18 protein-coding genes are annotated in these 19,140 nt (G+C 59.4%); 11 read left to right on the top strand and 7 right to left on the bottom strand.

Annotation, left to right across the window (positions count from 1 at the left end):
* Nucleotides 1–62 precede the first annotated feature (62 nt).
* Nucleotides 63–1,181: a PLP-dependent aspartate aminotransferase family protein gene (locus tag CAG18_RS00670; RefSeq protein ID WP_218188725.1), complete on the top strand. Its 1,119-nt coding sequence runs from the start codon at nt 63–65 to the stop codon at nt 1,179–1,181.
* A 57-nt stretch (nt 1,182–1,238) separates the two neighbouring features.
* Nucleotides 1,239–2,540 (top strand): hypothetical protein, encoded by a 1,302-nt coding sequence (locus CAG18_RS00665; protein WP_085719800.1) that lies wholly within the window; start codon nt 1,239–1,241, stop codon nt 2,538–2,540.
* A 28-nt stretch (nt 2,541–2,568) separates the two neighbouring features.
* Here CAG18_RS00665 and CAG18_RS00660 read toward each other — a convergent pair whose 3' ends face one another.
* Nucleotides 2,569–3,501 carry a LysR family transcriptional regulator gene (locus CAG18_RS00660; RefSeq protein ID WP_085719797.1) on the bottom strand — a complete coding sequence of 311 codons (933 nt, stop codon included), beginning with the start codon at nt 3,499–3,501 and terminating at the stop codon, nt 2,569–2,571.
* Nucleotides 3,502–4,048: 547 nt separating this feature from the next.
* Here CAG18_RS00660 and CAG18_RS00655 point away from each other — a divergent pair.
* The 8 genes from CAG18_RS00655 (at nt 4,049) to CAG18_RS00620 (ending at nt 13,342) form a co-directional block, all read left to right on the top strand.
* Nucleotides 4,049–5,554, top strand: coding sequence for a PLP-dependent aminotransferase family protein (locus CAG18_RS00655; protein WP_085719795.1), 1,506 nt, complete (start codon nt 4,049–4,051; stop codon nt 5,552–5,554).
* 111 nt (nt 5,555–5,665) lie between these two features.
* A complete protein-coding gene (locus tag CAG18_RS00650) occupies nt 5,666–6,736 on the top strand; it encodes a sugar phosphate isomerase/epimerase (protein WP_085719792.1) in 1,071 nt (356 codons plus the stop codon).
* Nucleotides 6,737–6,769: 33 nt separating this feature from the next.
* Complete coding sequence (locus CAG18_RS00645) at nt 6,770–8,035, top strand: MFS transporter (RefSeq protein ID WP_085719791.1); 1,266 nt, start codon at nt 6,770–6,772, stop codon at nt 8,033–8,035.
* 436 nt (nt 8,036–8,471) lie between these two features.
* Nucleotides 8,472–8,963, top strand: coding sequence for a GNAT family N-acetyltransferase (locus CAG18_RS00640; RefSeq protein WP_061302399.1), 492 nt, complete (start codon nt 8,472–8,474; stop codon nt 8,961–8,963).
* A 478-nt stretch (nt 8,964–9,441) separates the two neighbouring features.
* The gene (locus CAG18_RS00635) at nt 9,442–10,851 is read left to right on the top strand and encodes a circularly permuted type 2 ATP-grasp protein (RefSeq protein ID WP_015270106.1); all 1,410 of its coding nucleotides are present in this window, start codon (nt 9,442–9,444) and stop codon (nt 10,849–10,851) included.
* 3 nt (nt 10,852–10,854) lie between these two features.
* Nucleotides 10,855–11,805, top strand: coding sequence for an alpha-E domain-containing protein (locus CAG18_RS00630; RefSeq protein WP_015270105.1), 951 nt, complete (start codon nt 10,855–10,857; stop codon nt 11,803–11,805).
* Nucleotides 11,802–12,581: a transglutaminase family protein gene (locus tag CAG18_RS00625; RefSeq protein ID WP_085719790.1), complete on the top strand. Its 780-nt coding sequence runs from the start codon at nt 11,802–11,804 to the stop codon at nt 12,579–12,581. The genes CAG18_RS00630 and CAG18_RS00625 overlap by 4 nt, the downstream gene beginning before the upstream one ends.
* A gap of 41 nt (nt 12,582–12,622) precedes the next feature.
* Nucleotides 12,623–13,342: a proteasome-type protease gene (locus CAG18_RS00620; protein WP_015270103.1), complete on the top strand. Its 720-nt coding sequence runs from the start codon at nt 12,623–12,625 to the stop codon at nt 13,340–13,342.
* A gap of 53 nt (nt 13,343–13,395) precedes the next feature.
* Here CAG18_RS00620 and aroE read toward each other — a convergent pair whose 3' ends face one another.
* Genes aroE through CAG18_RS00595 form a run of 5 tightly spaced genes read right to left on the bottom strand, consistent with a single transcriptional unit; the run spans nt 13,396 to nt 17,234 of the window.
* A complete protein-coding gene (aroE, locus tag CAG18_RS00615; RefSeq protein ID WP_054573807.1) occupies nt 13,396–14,214 on the bottom strand; it encodes a shikimate dehydrogenase in 819 nt (272 codons plus the stop codon).
* Nucleotides 14,211–15,443, bottom strand: a complete 1,233-nt coding sequence (locus CAG18_RS00610) for a CaiB/BaiF CoA-transferase family protein (protein ID WP_085719789.1) — start codon at nt 15,441–15,443, stop codon at nt 14,211–14,213. The genes aroE and CAG18_RS00610 overlap by 4 nt, the downstream gene beginning before the upstream one ends.
* Entirely contained in the window at nt 15,440–15,895 is a 456-nt protein-coding gene (locus CAG18_RS00605; RefSeq protein ID WP_003256790.1) for a MaoC family dehydratase, read from the bottom strand. Before CAG18_RS00605 ends, CAG18_RS00610 begins: the two co-directional genes overlap by 4 nt.
* Nucleotides 15,892–16,290: a VOC family protein gene (locus CAG18_RS00600; RefSeq protein ID WP_015270100.1), complete on the bottom strand. Its 399-nt coding sequence runs from the start codon at nt 16,288–16,290 to the stop codon at nt 15,892–15,894. The genes CAG18_RS00605 and CAG18_RS00600 overlap by 4 nt, the downstream gene beginning before the upstream one ends.
* On the bottom strand, nt 16,287–17,234 hold the full coding sequence (locus tag CAG18_RS00595) for a ketopantoate reductase family protein (RefSeq protein WP_085719788.1): 948 nt from the start codon (nt 17,232–17,234) through the stop codon (nt 16,287–16,289). The genes CAG18_RS00600 and CAG18_RS00595 overlap by 4 nt, the downstream gene beginning before the upstream one ends.
* Before the next feature lie 93 nt (nt 17,235–17,327).
* Between CAG18_RS00595 and CAG18_RS00590 the strand changes: the two genes are divergently transcribed.
* Entirely contained in the window at nt 17,328–18,239 is a 912-nt protein-coding gene (locus tag CAG18_RS00590; protein WP_015270098.1) for a LysR family transcriptional regulator, read from the top strand.
* Nucleotides 18,240–18,498: 259 nt separating this feature from the next.
* On the opposite strand, the gene CAG18_RS00585 is transcribed toward CAG18_RS00590, so the two are convergent.
* Nucleotides 18,499–18,948, bottom strand: a complete 450-nt coding sequence (locus tag CAG18_RS00585) for a GNAT family N-acetyltransferase (RefSeq protein ID WP_085719787.1) — start codon at nt 18,946–18,948, stop codon at nt 18,499–18,501.
* Between the last annotated feature and the right edge of the window lie 192 nt (nt 18,949–19,140).

Below are 19,140 nucleotides of genomic sequence, written 5' to 3'. Positions count from 1 at the left end.
ATATTGATTCGTTCTAGGTCGGGGAATAGCCTCTGCCCACCCCTTCGAAACGAATGAAAAAAATGAAAACCCAACCGTTTAAAAGCCTCGTGCCAGCCATTCACCGGGCGTCCACAGTCGTCTTTGACAACTTCGCCGACTTTGCAAACCGTCGCGAGCGTCAGCCTGATGGTTTCAGCTACGGCCTGACCGGAACCCCGACGAACCGTGAGCTGGAGCAGGCAATCTCTATGCTGCACGGTGCAGCACATACCGTGGCTTTGCCTTCTGGGCAGGCCGCCCTGGTACTTGTCCTGCTGAGCTTCCTGAAGGCTGGCGATCACGTGATCGCACCAGACAACTGCTATGGGCCCACTCGCGAGTTCCTCGCCAACAACATTCGCTCGTTCGGTATCGACGTCACTTTCCTCCCAGATGGATCGCCACAGGCCATCGAGGACTTTGTCAAGCCCAACACCAAGCTGATCCTCGTGGAATCTCCTGGGTCGATCACCATGGAGATGCAGGACGTTCACAGCATCGTGCGGACTGCGAAGAAGCATTCCATCTTCACGCTGATCGATAACTCCTGGGCGAGCCCCCTGAACTTCCAGCCCATTGCGCATGGGGTCGACCTGGTTGTCGAGGCGCTTTCGAAGGTAATCAGCGGGCACTCCGACCTCCTGATGGGAAGCGTCACGACCAACGACACAGAGCTCTACAAACGCATGCGTCTGCAGCAAGACCTACTGGGTATGTACGTGAGTCCGGATGATTGCTATCTGACCCTACGGGGCCTGGAGACTTATCCACTGAGGCTCGAGCACCAGGGCAAGAGCACACTCGCTATCGCCAACTGGCTGGAATCCCACCCGCTGGTTGAAAAGGTGTACTACCCAGCATTGGAAAGTGCTGAAGATCACCAGTTGTACAAAACCCTCTTCAACGGCCCAGGATCGCTGTTTTCCTTCTCGCTCAAATCAGACGAGCGTATTGGCAACTTCTTTGATGCCCTTCGCACCTTTGCAATTGGTGCAAGTTGGGGCGGTACACATAGCCTAGCTGCATATTACCCACAGCAAGTTATGGCTGGTCGGCAACACAATAAAATCAACAGTTCATTGATTCGGCTATCTATCGGCCTGGAGCCAGTAGATGTGCTCTTGGAGGATTTGGAAAAGGCACTCAATCAAACTCAGTAAGCTTTACCAAAAAAGCTTTGATCATATGACCACAAAAAGAACAAGAGACGACATAAAATGACCGAAATTACGATGCAGGCGGTAAAACCTGAAATCCGTAAGAAAAGCTTCACGAAAGATGATTTCCTTTGGGTTCTCGGCATCTATGGCTGCGCCGTCGGGGGAGGTTCGTTGTTCTGGCCTATCAGCCTTGGGCTGTCGGGCTTTTGGGCAATGCTTATTCTGACGCTAATCGCATTCCCGATTACCTACTACAGCTATCGAGTGCTTTGCCAGTATATTTCAAGTGGTACCGTAACAGCCGAATCCACCAGTAATATCGTCGACACTACAAGGGAATTGCTCGGGGATCGCGCCGTTAGAGTGCTGAGTATTGCGTACTTCATGATGATTTTCCCATCACTTGTCGTCTACGCAATCACCATGTCGAACACCTTCATCGACTTCTTCAATACTCAGCTCGGTATCCCTGGGTTGAACCGCCCGCTGGTCGTAATCGGAGTTACGTTAACGGCGCTTCTGATCGCTCAAGGCAAAACAACCTTCGTTGTTAAAGCCATCGGGCTCATCGTATTCCCGTTCATTTTCTCCCTCATCTTCTTTGGCCTGATGGGTATTCCACACTGGAACACATCGTTCATGGTCACGGCGCATGACTATGGTGGAGTGAGCGGCATCATGGGCTCGGTGTGGTCGTCGTTGCCGATGGTGATCTACGCATTCAGCTTCACGCCAATCGTTTCGAGCTTCGTTGCGCACTACAAGAAGCATTATGGCTCTGAAGCTCAGCAGCGAATCGGACGTACCTTGCTGATCGCAATCGTTGTGGTCGTGGTGACTGTGGTGTTCTTTGCATGGAGCTGCATTTTCGCCCTCTCGCCACAGGAGCTTCAGGCAGCTCGCGGCGAGAACCTGACAGCCTTGTCCTACATGGCGAGAAAATTTGATAATCCGTGGCTGGCAATCAGCTCCCAGATCATCATCTTCTTTGCAGCCTTGAAGGCGTACCTGGCTCAGTACCTGGCTACCCGAGAAAGCCTGAAGGGCATTGCGAAAAACTACTTCGGCAGCAGCACCGAGTTTGTCGACGGTGGGATGATGAAGGCCATTATCCTGACGCTGGTCTTCGCGATTACCGTGATCCCCGCCATTCCAAACCTCGACATCATCATGTTGATCAAATACTTCATGGTGCCGGTCAGCGTATTTGTGGTGTACTTCCTGCCACAGTATGCGTTTTACAAGTCGCCAAAAATCCAACACCTGCGAGGCGGATTGGTTAACTACTTCGTACTGACCATCGGCCTGCTTTGTCTGTTCAACGGCGTACAGAATATCATCAAATACCTCCTGCACTAAACCCAGCAAAAGGAAACGGACTTCCTTTTCAATCCAACACGCTGAATCCAAGTAGATTATCCAAGCGCTTGATATCGCCTTCCAATTGGATCCTCAGTAGGCGTATCAGCTCCTTTGCTTCCAAAGACAGCCTTGAGTCTTTCCGAAAAATCAACTTTGACGTAAAACGCACTTCTTTATCAAGCAACCTTGCTTCTAGTTTGTCAGGCAGGTAGCTAGACGCCACAATAGGATGCGCCAAGCCGACGCCAACGCCTTGAGCCACCAGCTCACAAACCGTCAGGGCATAGGGGGTTTGTACGGCAATATCAAGTTGCGTTGCCGCAGCGCCCATATGTGCTTCAAGCTCTAGGCGCGTGTGATCCTCAGCGTTCATGGCCACGAATGGGTACTTTAGCAAATCAGATGTCGTTAGCTCCTTAACGTGTCCACCTATAAGGCCAGGTGGTGAAACAATTAATCCTCTAGCACTGCAGAAGTTGTACTGCTCACAATCTTTCGTTTCGATTTCGTTTGCAATTATGCCGAAGTCAATCTCACCAGAGTGTACCCGTTGGTAAGCGCTGGCTGAGCTGCATACCTCAAAGAACACCGGCACATCAAACTTCTGACGAAAGCGTGCAATGGCCATTGGAGCCAAGAAATTTCCATACGCGGGATGCACAGCAAGACGCAGACTCGACTTTACACTGCTTTTCAGCGACCGAAGTTTGTGATCAATCATCGCCAAGCCGTTGAAGAAAGTCTCAACCTCCTCCATTAAGGCATGTGCTTCGCGGGTAGGAACCAAACGCCCGCGATTACGCTCAAACAACACAACATCGTACTTGCTTTCAAGCTTCTTTATTTGCTGACTTACAGCTGGCTGGGTAATCTCCAGCATTTTCGAGGCCATGCTTGTACTTCCGGCAAGCATTACGGCACGAAAAACCTCAAGCTCCCGATACATGTTGATTTTCATCGCTCATTCCTTTAAGAGGCGATTACATTAAACGCTGAATGCATGACAGGGTTGGCGACTCTATAATGGAAAAACATATTAAATTCAAGCAGCTATCAATTTTTCAGCGGCATGGCTAATTTTAGGTGAAAAGCAGTTACTGGGGTTAGTGAAATATTTTCGTGCTGATCAATTTCGGTTCCCTAAACACATAAAAACTTAGTTCGATTGCTAATCAAAAGTGGTGGAGTACCTCAAGTGAACGGTGGATATTGATCAGGCGTCGGGCATACGGAAGGTTACACACCTCCACCGTCCGTTATGGGACCAATTCTGGCAGTGCTGAACGGCTGCAATGGGCCGATAGCGGTCAGCCGTAACCGGCTGTTTGTTGGCCCAAAGCAAACGCTTTCCAGTTGACGTGAATCGGTCCTTTTCATTATCCAGCCCCGGACTGTGCCGGACATCAACACCGGACAGATGACTTATTGGGTATCGCTCGCTACCCTGAAATCCCGTCGCCTGACGGTTTCCGGGTCAAATCCCGTTTCACCCAGACGAGCATGTCATGAAATCCCCCACAGGTTTGCTGCTGTCGGCTATCGAACTGGACCGTGCCAGTGCCATACCTCTGTACCGTCAACTGTATCTGCAAATTCGCAAACAGATACTCAACGGCAGAATTCAGGGGGGCGTGCGCCTGCCGTCGACGCGGACCTTGAGCATCGAGCTGGGGCTGTCGCGGATCACCATCCTCAATGCTTTCGATCAGTTGATTGCCGAAGGTTTCCTGGCCTCGCGCACGGGTGCAGGTACGTATGTCGGTACTGAGTGGGAAAACCGGAGTATCGAGGACGAGCAACCGCGCCAGCCACCGCGCCTGTCCGAACTAAGCCAGTCGATGCTGTCGCTGCGCAGCGATCATTTTCGCGGGGTGTCCTATGCCGACTGGGATCCGGCGACGCCGACCTCCTTCCTGCCCAGTCACAGCACCTATGAAGGATTTCCGCAAGCAATCTGGCGGCGCCTGATGAACCGTCATTTGCTAAAGCCAACCAAGGCGATCCTGGGTTATGGCGAGTTGCAAGGCTTGCAGGCGTTTCGCACAGCGATTGCCGAGTATGTCTTCGATGCGCGAGGTATCGACTGCAATGCCGGGCAAGTGGTGATCGTTTCCGGCGCGCAGCAAGCATTCAACCTGCTGGGCATGCTGCTGCTCAATCCGCAGGACAGTGTCTGGATGGAAGACCCTGGGCACATCGCCGCGCGAATTGCGTTGCAAGCCCAGGGGGCCCAGATCATTCCGTTGCGTATTGATGAACAGGGGATCGATGTCCAGCAAGGCCTTGCCGAGTGCCCTGATGCGCGCCTGGTATTCTGTACGCCTTCGCGTCAGCATCCTTTGGGTGTCACCCTGAGTTATGTGCGGCGCCAGGCACTCATCGACTGGGCTGCGAAGCATCAGAGCTGGATCATCGAGGACGATTGCGACAGCGAGTTTCGCTACAGTGGTCGACTTCTTCCGGCACTGTATGCCATGGACCAGATGGCCCGAGTGATCTACGTCGGCACGTTCAGCAAAGTGCTCTTCCCGTCACTGAGACTGGGCTACGTGATTCTGCCGCAGGCTCTGGTCGAGCCCTTCTGCACCCTGCGCGCGGTCATGGATCGCAGCCCGCCCACACTGCTTCAGGCCACAACGGCCGACTTCATGAGCGAAGGCCACTTCCTGGGGCACATCCGCCGCATGCGTGCACTGTACAAGGCGCGCCAGCAGGCGTTGATCGAACAACTTGAAAAGCAGATCGGCAGCTTTTTCAGGATCACTCCGACGGATGCCGGCATGCACCTGATCGCCTGGCTGCCCCCCGAACTCAGTGACACTGAAATCGCCCGGCAACTGGCCCGACACAACATCCACACCTACGCCTTGAGCGACTACCGCATCAAGCATGACCTGCCGCCTGCCCTGTTGATCGGCTTTGCCGGCACGCCTGAAAAGCAGGCCCGGGAGCGTGTCGAGGAGCTGGCCCAGGCTTTGCGCACGCTGGGTTATCTTCCGCCGACCACTTGATGCGTGGAAAGTGGCCTTATCAATTTATTGATAATGGATCTATCGAGAGTTCCTGGCTGGCGCGATAAAGGCTGCGCCGGTAGACCGGTGCCTGAACCAGGAACAACTCTAATGAACAACAAGATCCAGGAACGATTCAACGCCTTGCTGAGCCACAAGGTGGTCGAACACGTGGCTGCTCCAGTGCTGACAGCGGCACTGGCCCAGCGGCTGCTTGAGCGTCTCGGGCAATTGCGCCTGTTTGCCCACGCCTACCCGCTACTGACCAACCTCACCCACGGTCGTGTCACACCCGCGGACATGCTGGACTTCGCCTATCGCCACGAGCTGCAAGGCCTGAGCCTGCACTTGCTCGACGGCGAGGAAAACAGCCTGAGCCAGATGTCGCCAGAGCAGCTCCAGGCATTTGCCAGCAAGGCCAAGGCGCTGGGGCTGGATGTGCACCTGGAAATCAGCAGCACGCTGAAAAAGGATGTCGACCAGGTGATCGCCATCGCCAAGCAACTGGGGGTGCGCAACATCCGTGTCTACTCACGTTACGAGGGTCCGCTGTCGCGGGTCATGGACGTGATCGAGACCGACCTGCACTACCTCGCACAACAGGCCGATGCCAACGATCTGTACTTTGACTTCGAGCAGCATGAAGAACTCAAGAGCAGCGAAATTGCGCAGCTGCTCAACCGTGTCAACCACCCTCGCCTGCATGCCCTGTTCGACTTCGGCAACATGATCAATGCCTGCGAACAGCCTCTGCAGGCCCTGCACAACCTGGCGCCGCACATCCGCCAGGCTCACCTCAAGGGCGTACGCATCGTCCCCGAACAAAACGGCTTCGGCCATTACGGCGTGTTGCAAGGCAGCGACGAAGACGATCTGCCCAGCGCCCGCATGCTGTTCGAACTGTTGATGCTGGGCGAAGCAACCCCGCAAGTGATCGCGTTCATTCTCGAGCAGGAAAATCACTACGTGGCCCCGGCCTTCCGCCAGAGCCTCGAAGCAGCCGATCCATTCATTGCTTACCGGGAGATGAGCGAAACGCCGCTCCCGAAAGGCTACTCGCTCGAGCGCATGCTGGCCGACGAACACCGCTGGGCGAACAATCAGGTGGCCTATGTCCGAGGTTTGCTGGGCGAACTGCGCACCTTGGCTGAACTGACCCGGGCCGCTCCTTCCAACGCCTGAACCTGACGACCCGATTACGCCCGGAGAACAATAATGACAACTCAAAACAAGGCCAAATGGCTCAGATTCCTGATTCTCATCCTTGGTGGCGGCACCATTTACAAGCTGGCGAACCTCAAGGACGCCTTCTATGTCCCCATGCAGGAATTCATGGGCCTGAGCCACACTGAAATCGGCATGCTGTTGAGTGCCAACGCGATCATCGCGACTGCACTGTTCGTGGTTGGTGGCCTGCTCGCCGATCGCTACGACACGCGCAAACTGATCCCCCTCGGCCTGATCGGGACCGGGAGCCTGGGGTTGTACCTGGCGACCTTTCCGCCCTTCAGCAGTTTGCTGATCGTGTTCAGTCTGTTGGCCGTCTGTGCCGACTGCCTGTTCTGGCCATCGCTGCTCAAGGCCATCCGCAATCTGGGTGACGATCAGGAGCAAGGCCGGTTGTTCGGCCTGCTGGAAGGCGGGCGCGGCGTGGTTGATACGCTGGTGGCCTTTTCCGCACTGGGCGTGTTCGTCGCCATGGGCTCGGGGGAAGCCGGCCTGAAATCGGCAATCCTGTTCTACTCGGTCATCGACATTCTGGCCGGCACCCTGACCTGGGTCCTGCTCAAGGGCGGTAATGCGCAATCGGCCACCAAGCCGAAAAACGGTCTGGCAAACCTGATGGAGGCTATCAAGGTACCCGGTATCTGGTTGGTCAGCCTCAATGTGTTCATGGTCTACATCGTCTACTGCGGCCTGACCTATTTCATCCCCTACCTCAAGGAAATGTACGGGTTGCCAGTAGCGTTGGTAGGCGCCTACGGCATCATCAATCAATACTTCCTGAAAATCCTCGGCGGGCCTACCGGCGGTTTCATTGCCGACAAGCAGTTCAAGAGTACCAGCCGTTACCTGAAGTGGGCATTTCTGGCGCTATTGCCGCTGATGGCCGTGATCATGCTGATTCCTAAAAGCCCGGGCTTCATCTATGCGGGGATGGCGGCCACCCTATCCTTCGCCCTGATTGTTTTCTCGATGCGCGGCGTGTTCTGGGCCCCCATGGGCGAAGTCGGCATTCCCCAGCACATCACCGGCTCGGCCTTCGGCATCGGTTGCCTGATCGGCTATGCCCCCGGCATGTTTGCCTACGTCATCTATGGCGCGATCCTCGACCACTTCCCTGGTCAACAGGGCTACAACTATGTGTTCATTCTGATGAGCGTGCTGGCCATTGCAGGCTTCATGGTGTCCAGCCTTCTCTATCAAGCGGTACGCAAAAAAAACGTGCTCTCTGGCGGGGCCGACGCGGTACAAGCCTGATCGTCGCCATGGGCTTCAGGAGGAGGGTTCGTCCATCATGCCGAGCCCTCCTCCGCCCACAACGCCGGTGTTCGCGGCTAAAACCCCACAGGTACAGCGTTGCTCTCGAGGTTGTGGCTGTACCTGTAGGAGCGGCCTTGTGTCGCGAAAGGGCCGCATCGCGGCCCCAGGATTGATGCGCAACAGTTGAAATTGCCGGGGCCGCTGCGCGCCCCATCGCGACACAAGGCTGCTCCTACATGGGCCCTGCTGATTCAATGAGTTATGTGCAGTTCCATGAGAGATGACAAAAGCTGAGTTGCTTGCCAAGGTCGATCGTTAGCCATTGGGTCTTGTTTCGTCTGGCGGGCCAGGCGTTGAACCAAGCCATTGCAAGCAGGCCTGAAGAGGCCATAGGCTGCCTTCTCATGAATCGGCCACTTACGTTGGATAAACGATGATCGAGCTACAAGGATGTGGAGCGTCTTCAGGCCTGGAGTGTCGGCCAGTCGGGCCCGCTGACGCAGCAATGATCTGCTCGCATCGCCAGGAGATGTTTCTTGAGGCAGGTGGCGACCCTGAAAAACTGCAAGTCATGACTCAGCACTTTCGCCCATGGCTGGAAGAGCGGCTCGGTGACGGTCGGTATTACGGTTTCAAGCTCCTGGATGGCGACCAACCGGTTGCAGCCATCGGCCTGATGAGCATTGACTGGCCTCCCCATCCATCGCACCCAACCCTGGACAAACGTGGGTACGTGCTGAATGTGTTCGTCCAGCCGGCCTACCGCCGCCGCGGCCTGGCTTCGGCCTTGATGCAGGCTGCTGACGCCGAGTTCGCTCGCCGAGGTATCACCTTCGCTGTCCTGCATGCCACCGAGACGGGTAAACCGGTCTATGAGCAGACCGGCTGGACTGGAACGTCGGAAATGGCCAAATCCATTGAATGATAGTGACCGTTTTCGATCTGCAAGCGACGTCCAGAGCGTTCTGCGTCGGTGACTGCGTCATAACCTGACACTCGGAACGAAACGCACTACTCCTTGCTTGCGCGGCCGGAGTGCCGCCTCGCCATGGACTCGCTCCAATTCGGAGCAAAAGCTGCAGCTCGGTGCATAGCGCGCCTTTTTTCGAGGCGCGCCTGCTCCCCCCTCCCAACGTTCCCGCACGGCTGCATGCGGCGCAGTCATCGAATGCAGCAATAAAACCCAAGAGTTTCAAGGTGTTACCGCCAGCCCGTTGCCACTCCAGAACTGTGCCTGGCTTTCGGCACCTTCATTGCAATGGCCTCTTGCGTGCATAACGCACAGCAATTGATCGGATTCGAGGCTCACCGCAGACAAAACACCCACCGACCCGCAAGGCCGCACCCTGAAACACGTAGATGAACCGCAATGAAGCTGCCGGCAACGGTGGCAAGGAGTGGGTATGTCCCGGGCATTTTTCAATGAAATGTATGATACGAACGGAAGTTGCCGCCCGCATTACCAGGAGTTCGCCCGCTGGTTGGCAAACACCCCGCTGGAGTTGCTGGAGCAACGCCGACGCGAAGCTGACCTGCTGTTTCACCGCGCCGGTATCACCTTCACCTTGTACGGTGACAAAGAGGACACCGAGCGCCTGATCCCCTTTGACATCATCCCGCGCAGCATTCGCGCCAGCGAATGGCGCATGGTCGAGCGCGGCTGTATCCAGCGGGTTCAGGCGTTGAACCTGTTCCTGCAGGACATCTACCACGACCAGCGCATCCTAAAGGCCGGCATCATCCCGCCGGAACAAGTGCTGGCCAACGAAGGCTACCAGATCGCCATGCAGGGCCTGGGCCTACACCGTGGGCTCTATGCCCATATCGCTGGCGTCGACCTGGTCCGTGACGGGGATGGCAGCTACTTCGTGCTGGAGGACAACCTGCGCACCCCCAGCGGGGTCAGCTACATGCTCGAAGACCGCAAGATGATGATGCGGCTGTTCCCCGAGCTGTTCGCCGCACAGCGTATCGCGCCCATCGACCACTACCCCAACCTGCTGCTGGACACGCTCAAGAGCGCCAGCCCACTGGACAACCCCACTGCCGTGTTGCTCACCCCTGGCCGCTTCAACAGTGCCTATTTCGAGCACGCCTTCCTGGCCCGGGAAATGGGCATCGAACTGGTCGAGGGTGCGGACCTGTTCATCCGTGACGAGCACGTCTACATGCGTACTACCGCTGGTCCAAAACAGGTGGATGTGATCTATCGCCGTCTGGACGACGACTACCTCGACCCGCTGTCGTTCAACCCTGACTCGATGCTGGGCGTGCCGGGGCTGATTTCGGTGTACCGCGCTGGCAACGTGGTGCTGGCCAATGCGGTAGGCACCGGGGTGGCAGACGACAAGTCGATCTACCCCTATGTCGACGACATGATCCGCTTCTATCTGAGCGAAGAGCCGGTCCTGAACAATGTCCCTACCTGGCAGTGCCGCAGGCCTGCAGAGCTTTCCCATGTCCTGGCCCACCTGCCCGAGCTGGTGGTCAAGGAAACCCAGGGGTCCGGTGGCTACGGCATGTTGGTCGGGCCTGCGGCGACCAGCGCACAGATCGAGGACTTCCGCGCCCGCATCAAGGCCCGCCCGCACGCCTACATCGCTCAACCTACCCTGTGCCTTTCCACATGCCCGACCTTCGTCGACAGCGGCATCGCGCCGCGCCACATCGACCTGCGCCCGTTCGTGCTGTCCGGCAGTGAAACCCGACTGGTGCCAGGCGGCCTTACCCGCGTGGCCCTTCAGGAAGGTTCGCTGGTGGTCAACTCGTCGCAAGGCGGCGGTACCAAGGACACCTGGGTGGTGGAGGACTGAACCATGCTTTCGAGAACTGCTTCCGACCTTTACTGGATGTCGCGCTACCTGGAGCGTGCAGAAAACCTTGCGCGCATGCTCGAGGTCAGTTATTCGCTATCGCTGATGCCCCAGGCTGGCCGCAGCGACGGCCATGCCGAGCTGGCCATGTCACTGCTGGCATCCGGAACGCTGGACGACTACCGCCGCCGGCACACCGAGCTGGACACCGAGCGCATGCTGCACTTCTTCGCCCTCGATGCGACCAACCCCGGCAGCATCTATTGCTGCCTGCAGGCGGCCAGGACCAATGCCCACGCAGTGCGTGGCCGCATCACTGCCGACATGTGGGAGAACATCAACGCTACCTGGATCGAGATGCGCAACATTGCCAGCAATGGTCTCGGCCGTTATGGCATCAGCCAGTTCTGCGACTGGGTCAAGGAACGCTCGCACCTGTTCCGCGGTGCTACTTCAGGCACCATCATGCGCAACGACGCTTACAGCTTCATCCGCCTGGGGACCTTCCTGGAGCGGGCTGACAACACCCTGCGCCTGCTCGATGCACGCTATGAAATGTTCGGGGAGGCCTCCGAGGAAGTCAGCGATGATTCTGCCCGCGGCTATTACCAATGGAGCGCCTTGCTGCGCGCGCTGACCTCCTACGAAGCCTTCAACGAACTGTATCGCGCCGCACCCAGTGCACGACCGGTGTCCGAGCTGCTATTGCTGCGGGTCGATGTGCCCCGCTCGCTGCATGCCTGCATCGAGGAGCTGGACCAGATCCTTGCCAGCCTGCCGGGCAGCACCGGGCGCGCCGCCCAGCGCATGGCCGCCGAACTCAATGCTCGCCTTCGCTACACCGCGATCGACGAAATACTCGAAGCAGGGTTGCACCCGTGGTTGAGCGACTTCATCGGGCGCATCAATCAACTGGGCCAGGCGGTCCACCACTCCTATCTGGAGGTCGTATGAAACTGTCCATTCGCCACGACACTACCTACAGCTATGCAAGCGATGTGTGCAACAGCATCCAGTTCCTGCGCCTGACGCCACGCAGCAGCGAGCGCCAGCGCATCACTGAATGGCAACTCGACCTGCCCTGCAAGGTCAACGGCCAGATCGACCCGTATGGCAACATCCTGCATGTATTGACCCTGGACAAACCCCATGGCCACCTGGCACTGACCGCCAGCGGCCAGGTAGAAATCGACCCGGATCGCGAGCAAGAGGCCGGCGAACATTCACCCCTGCCCTTCCTGCGCGGCAGCCATCTGACCCAGGCCGATGACACACTCAAGGCCTTCGCCAGCCGACATTGTGGCGAGCACCGTGACCGGGCCGCGCTGATCGGGCTGATGCAAGGCCTGGCGGAGCACATGCCATACAGCCCCGGTGCCACATCGGTGGGCACAACTGCCATCGAAGCGTTCAGCGGCGCTGCCGGGGTGTGCCAGGACCATACCCATGCGTTCCTCGCCTGCGCGCGCAGCCTGGGTATTCCGGCACGCTATGTGTCCGGTTACCTATGTACCGAAGACGAGCAGCACCTGGCCAGCCATGCCTGGGCGGAAGCCTGGGTCGATGACGCCTGGTACAGCTTCGACATCACCAACCGCCTGACCCGGCCAGAACGCCACCTGAAGCTGGCAGTGGGCCTGGACTACCTCGATGCCTGCCCGGTCAGGGGCGTGCGCCGCGGGGGCGGCGCCGAATCGATGCAGGCCAGCGTACACGTGCACCGCCAATGACAGGTGCGGCATCCGTTCATGAAAAAAACAAGGGAAACAGCATGACCTATTGTGTCGCCATGCACCTGGCGGACGGGCTTGTCTTCATCAGCGACTCACGCACCAATGCGGGCATCGACCAGATCGCCAGCTTTGCCAAGCTGTTCGTGTTCGGCGTGCCCGGGGAGCGCCTGATCGTCCTGCAGACCGCCGGCAACCTGGCGACCTCGCAATCGGTGGTGAACCTGCTCCAGCAACGTACGAAGGGCCCCGGCCCCCACCTGTTGAACGTTGCGACGCTCTACGATGCAACGGTACTGGTCGCCGACACCTTGCGCGAGGTGGTCAGCCGTGATCGCAGCAAGCTGTCGGCCGGAATCGACCTGAGCAGTTCGTTCATCGTCGGCGGCCAGATTGCCGGCGGCCCCATGGGCATATACAACGTCTATGCGCAGGGCAATTTCTTCCAGGCCACGCCGGACACCCCGTTCCTGCAACTGGGCGAAAGCAAGTACGGGCGGCCGATTCTCGACCGCAACCTCGGCTACCATATGCCACTCGATGAAGCGTTGCGCTGCGGCCTGATTTCGTTCGACTCGACCATTCGCAGCAACTTGTCGGTGGGCATGCCGTTGGACCTGTTGGTGTATCAGAAGGACAGCCTGGAAACACCGAAACGCCAGCGTATCGCCAGCGACGATGTGTATTACGAGCAGATACGCAGGCAGTGGAGCGACGGGCTCAAAAGACTGTTGGCCGAACTGCCAGCGCCGCCGTACTGATAGGCAGGGCCACTGTGGAAGCGGGCATGCCCGTTCCCACAGTGGCCTTGGTCCTACTCCAGCGGAATAGTCAGGCGATCGATGACGGCGCGGGTTTCTGGCCGTACCCCGCGCCACCAGGCGAAAGCCTCCGCCGCCTGCTCGACCAACATGCCGACACCGTCGGCCAGGCGCACCACCCCCTGCGCCTGGGCCATGCGCAGGAACGGCGTAAGGCCTTTGCCATACGCCAGCTCGTAAGCCAGCTGCGTCGCGCCCAGCACGCCTTCAGGCAGTGGCGGCAGCTCGCCGGTGAGGCTGGCAGAGGTGGCGTTGACCACGATGTCGAAGGACTGTCCCTCCAGCTCCTCATAACGGCTGATGCGCAGCCTTGGATGATCCAGTTCGTTGCGCAGGGCGAGCGCCTTGGCCATGTCACGGTTGGCAAGCACCAGCTCGCTCGGCCCCGCCTGCAGGAACGGCAGCAATGCACCGCGTACCGCGCCACCGGCGCCGAGCAACAGTACCCGTCGATTGGCCAGCGGCTCACCGAGGTTTTCCTCGATATCCCGCAGCAAGCCGATGCCGTCGAAGTTTTCGGCAAAGATACGGCCATCCTCGAACTTCAACGCATTGGCCGCCCGCGCCAACTGGGCGCGCTCGCTGCGCTGGTCGGCCAGCTCGAAGGCTCGCAGCTTGAACGGCGCGGTGATGTTCATGCCCAACCCGCCATCACTGCGAAACTGCAGTACCTGAGCCTCGAAGCCCTCGAGCTCGCCCTCCAGCGCGCCATACTCCAGGCACTGGCCGGCGACCTGGGCGAACAGGCCATGAATCAACGGGGACTTGGTGTGGTTGATCGGCCGGCCGATCACTGCATAGCGGTCGCTCATCGTGCATCTCCGTGGGTGAACAGCACACCGTCTGCCTGCATGGCGGTGATTTCTTCAGGGGTGAAACCTAGGCCGGCGGCCACTTCGGCATTGTGCTGACCGAGGTCCGGGGCCACCTGGTGGATCGTGGTGTCGCAGTCGGAAAAGCGAAACGGCAGGTTGGGCAGGCGCAAGGTACCGTAGCGCGGGTGCTGCTGCTCGATGACCATGTTGCGCGCCTGAATCTGCGGGTCGGCCACCACCTCGTCGATGCGCTGCACCTTGGCGCTGGGGATGTCGATGTCATCGAGCAACTGCAGGATATCCGCCACCTGGCGCGCGCCGACCCAGTCGCGAACCACGGCCAGAATCGCCTGGCGATGGGCGTTGCGGCCATTGAGGCTGTGGTAGCGGCTGTCGCTGCCGAACCCGGCCGGGCCACCGTTGGCTTCCAGCATCGCGGCAAAGCGCTTCCAGGCATCGTCGACCTGGGCGGCGATTACCAGGTCGCCATCGGCCGCGCGAAACACGCCGTACAGGGTGGAGGTGGGCATGTCATGGCCGGTCTGCACGGGCAGGACAGTGCCGTCGGACAAGGTGTAGCACTGCACCGCATATTCATGCATCGACACCAGCGTGTCGTACAGGGCCATGTCGATGTGCTGGCCGCGACCACTGTTCACCCGGCCCAGCAATGCCGCATTGATCGCCGCCACGGCATGAATGCCGGTGTACATGTCGCCAAGGGAAATGCGCAGCAACGGCGGCGCTTCGCCCGGCACGCCGACCATCTGCATGATCCCGCTCTTGGCCTCGGCGATCAGCCCGAAACCGGCGCGGTGGGCATCCGGCCCGGTATGGCCATAGGCGGAGATGGAGCAGTACACCAGACGCGGGTTGCGCGCCGACAGCTCGGCATAGCCCAGGCCCAGTTTGTCCAGGGCGCCGGGGCGATAGTTTTCGATGAACACATCGGCCGAGTCGGTCAGGCGCTGCATGAACGCTTTGCCACGCGGGTCCTTCATGTTCACGCTGACGCCCTGCTTGCCCATGTTCAGCTGCAGGAAGTAACCGCTCTGCTGCTCATCAAGGGTAAATGCATGCTGGCGCCCGGCATCGCCGCTGCCCGGCCGTTCGACCTTGATCACCTCGGCGCCGAGTGCTGCCAGGCAGCGGCCCACATAGGGCCCGGCCAGGAAGTGGCTGTAGTCGATGACGCGGATACCTGCCAATGGCAATGCCTGGCTCATGCCTGCACCCTCCGGGGCACCATCAGCCGGTGCTCGCCACGCTGCACGACTTCGCCGTGCTGGTTGATCAGCTCCGACGGCAAGACCACGATACCCCAGCCCGGTCGGCTGTTGCTCGGGCGCATCGCCCCCACGCGCATGCGCACGTGCAGCACATCGTCGACCTTGATCGGCAGCACGAAGTCCCAGGTCCAGCCCAGCGACATGCCCGGTACAAAGCGGTATTCGCACTGGGTCTTCAGGCCGTCGGCGATCGACAGGCCGAACAGGCCGTGGGCAACCAGGCAGCCGAAATGACTGGCGTTGGCGTAGGCCTCGTCGACATGCACCGGGGTGTGGTCGCCGGTGAGGTCTGCGTAGGCCAGGATACGTTCGCGGGTCACCGTGTAGGTGGGGCTGATGCATTCATCGCCTTCGCGGGCATCGTCCCAGTATCTTTCCACTACGCTCATGCCACCACCTCTGCACGTGGGTCGATGGCCAGTGCCTGGGCGACGCATTTCGCCGGCGATGCCTGAATGAACTCGACCGCAAGGCCGTCAGGCAGGCGCAGCCAGTTGCGGCCCTGGGGCATTTCGCTCACGCCGAAACGCTGTGCGGCGGCCAGGGTAGCTTCGAGGTCCTCGCACATGATGCCCAGGTGCGCCATGCGCCCTTCCGGGCCGGCAAAGTCGGGCTGGTGGATGAACTGCAGGCCACCAAGGGTCCAGTACTGTGCAGGCTGCTCGACGTCACCCTGTATTTCACGCATGGTCATGCCACACACCTCGCTGAAAAAGCGGATGTGCCACTGGATGTCGCGCACCCAGAACGCCACGTGTTCAAGGTAGGCTTTCGGCTGGCTCATGGATTACTCCCCTTCTGCTGATCGGCCATGGCGCGTTCGATGCCCTTGATGCAGGCCACCAGGGTCGCGTTGACCGGCGTGGCCACGCCATGGCGCTGGCCCCAGCGCACGACGGAGCCATTGATGAAATCGATCTCGGTGACCGAACCCTTTTCCAGGCTCTGCAGCATCGAGGTACGGAAGCTTGCCGGCAGGCCTTCGGCGGCCAGCCGCCATGCAGAATCCGGGCTGGTGAGGCTCAGGCGGATGCCTGCTCGTTCAGCGACGGCAATGGCTTCAGTCACCGCTGCCTTGGCGGTGCTTTCCAGCAGCGGCTCGCTGTACAACTGGCCATAACCGAGCCTGGTGATGCCGCTGAGCGCGCCTGTCGCGACGTTGACCAGCAGCTTGTCCCACATGGTGCCGAGAATGTTGTCACTGACCGTGGTGGCGAGCCCGGCGCCATTGAAGACCTCGGCGATGGCCTGCACACGCAGCGTCCTTTGGCCGTCGAGCTCGCCGATGAAAGTCTGCTTGCCCGCAACACCGGCGCGGATCGAACCCGGCGCCAGCAGCACGCCACCGACGTAGGTCTTGCCAGCCAGCACCCGCTCACGGCCCACGGCCTCGGCCAGGATGTCTTCATGGCCAAGACCGTTCTGCAGTGACAGCACCAGCGTCTGCGGCCCGATCAGCGCCTTGGCCCCGGCAATCGCCTCGCCGGTGTGGAATGACTTGACCAGCACCACCACCAGGTCGGCCACGCCCACGGTTGCCGCGTCGCAGGCTGCCTTCACCCGGACCTGCCGCTCGCCGCGTTCGTCCTGCACCCGCAGCCCGTACAAGTTCATCGCCTCGACATGTGCATGGCCACGGTTCAACAGCCAGGTTTCGTGCCCCGCTTCGCTCAAGGCCGCACCAATGGCACAACCCAGGGCGCCGGCGCCCAGAATGCAGATTTTCAAATCGCTGACCTCCTGTGGTTTGCGACTACCTTATGCAGCGAGCCTTATTTCGGCTATACAATGGGTTCAATACACTTATTGGATTTCGCAATAATGAGTGCGCTCGACGCTTTGCCCGACCCCAAGCTGCTGCAACTGTTCGATGTGCTGTACCAATGCCGCAGCGTCACCCGCAGTGCTGAACAGCTCGGCCAGAGCCAACCTACCGTGAGCATCTGGTTGGGGCGCTTGCGTGAAGAGTTGAACGACCCACTGTTCGTACGTACGCCAGGCGGCATGGCGCCAACCCCGCGGGCAGACCAGCTGATCGGGCCATGCCGCGAGGTGCTGGAATCGCTGCGGCGCCTGACTACCTGGGAGCCGCAGTTCGTTCCGGCCACGGCGCAGCGGCGCTTTCGCCTGTGCGTCAGTGATGCCAGCCACATCACCCTGCTGCCCAGCATCCTCAACCACCTGCGCACCCACGCGCCGGGTATTCGCCTGGAAGCTGCACGCATCGATGGCAATACCGAGAGCGCGCTGGAGTCGGGCGAGGCGGACCTGGCCATCGGCTTCGTGCCCTGGCTGGGTGCGGGGATGTATCAGCAAGTGTTGTTCGAGCAGGACTGGGTCTGCCTGAGCAACCCGCTACACCCTCGTTTGAGCAACGGCATGAGCGTGGCGGGTTACCAGGCCGAGGGGCATGTACAAATCAGTGCCGGGACCGGGCAGAAGTTGCTGGAGGCTGGCCTGGCGCGGGCCGGCATCGAACGCAGGATCATGCTGGAGCTGCCGGCGTTTCTGGGGTTGGGGATGATTGTCGGGTCGACCGACCTGGTGGCTACGTTGCCACGGCACATCGGCCAGACACTCGCCGACATGCATGGTTTGCACGTGCACGATTGCCCGTTTGCAGTGGAAGGTTTCACGGTCAAGCAGCACTGGCACGCACGGTACCAGCAAGACAGCGGGAATCGCTGGATCAGGGAGGTGGTGCGGGGCTTGTTTCAAACAGGGGCCGGTTAGCACACACAGCGAAACCTTCGCTCGCCTCATCGCTCCATGAGTCTGGGCTGACCCGCCGTTCAACGGGCATAGCGTGCCGCCTATTTGCCGACCGCGCCGGGCGCGGGTCGAAGGCGATGGGGCCGCGAAGCGGCCGGTCTCTGGGCCGACAGCAATTGTCCACGAACGGCGACTAACGACCCATTACGGCCCTTGGCGCAAGGCCCCTAACGGCCATTTGAAGTCATTAAGAACAGCAGCCTGGGTCGTAGACAGCGCTTCAAATGGTCAACCGCTTCTCCATCGGTTGGTAGATCAGCCCGGCAAGCTCGCCCACTTCCCCTGCCAACGCAAAACCGTAACGTTCATAAGCGGCCACTGAAGATAGCGACGCTCTAACTGTTACTACATTGGCCCTGGCCTGCTCCAGAGCCGCATTCATCAAGCGCCTCCCAACGCCGTGGCGCTGCCAGGCCGGCGCAACGAACAGCATCGCCACATGGCGCCCTTCCTTCAGCTCGATCAGCCCGACCAGGGTTCCCTCCGCGACACAAACCAGCATCAGGTTGTCACTTACCATTCGTTCGGCAAACGCCTTCTGAGCAACCACTTTTGCGAAGGTTTCCACGCCCTGGGCCGACAGCGATGGCGCAACCGCTAGCATGAACGCCTCCAAGCACAGGGCGTTGGCGCTTGGCAGGTCTTCCTGAGTCATCTTGCGTATCTGCATGGTCGTCGTCCGTGACTTGGGTAGGGGTATTTTTATACCAGAACATCCGACTTAGAGATATGCAACAACGCCTCTGCTAACAGACACCTCCATGCGCGAGAGGTAACGTTACAGACCGGCAGCTTCGGGTCCAGGCTGTGAAAAAAACCTGCGATTATCTAACCTTCTGATCGTCGAGATCGTGGCGGGGAC

This window comes from Pseudomonas sp. B22(2017), from assembly GCF_002113105.1.
Classification (GTDB): Bacteria; Pseudomonadota; Gammaproteobacteria; order Pseudomonadales; family Pseudomonadaceae; genus Aquipseudomonas; species Aquipseudomonas asiatica.
The sequence above is the reverse complement of the archived record's forward strand: the minus strand, read 5'-3'. Positions and strand labels throughout refer to the sequence as shown.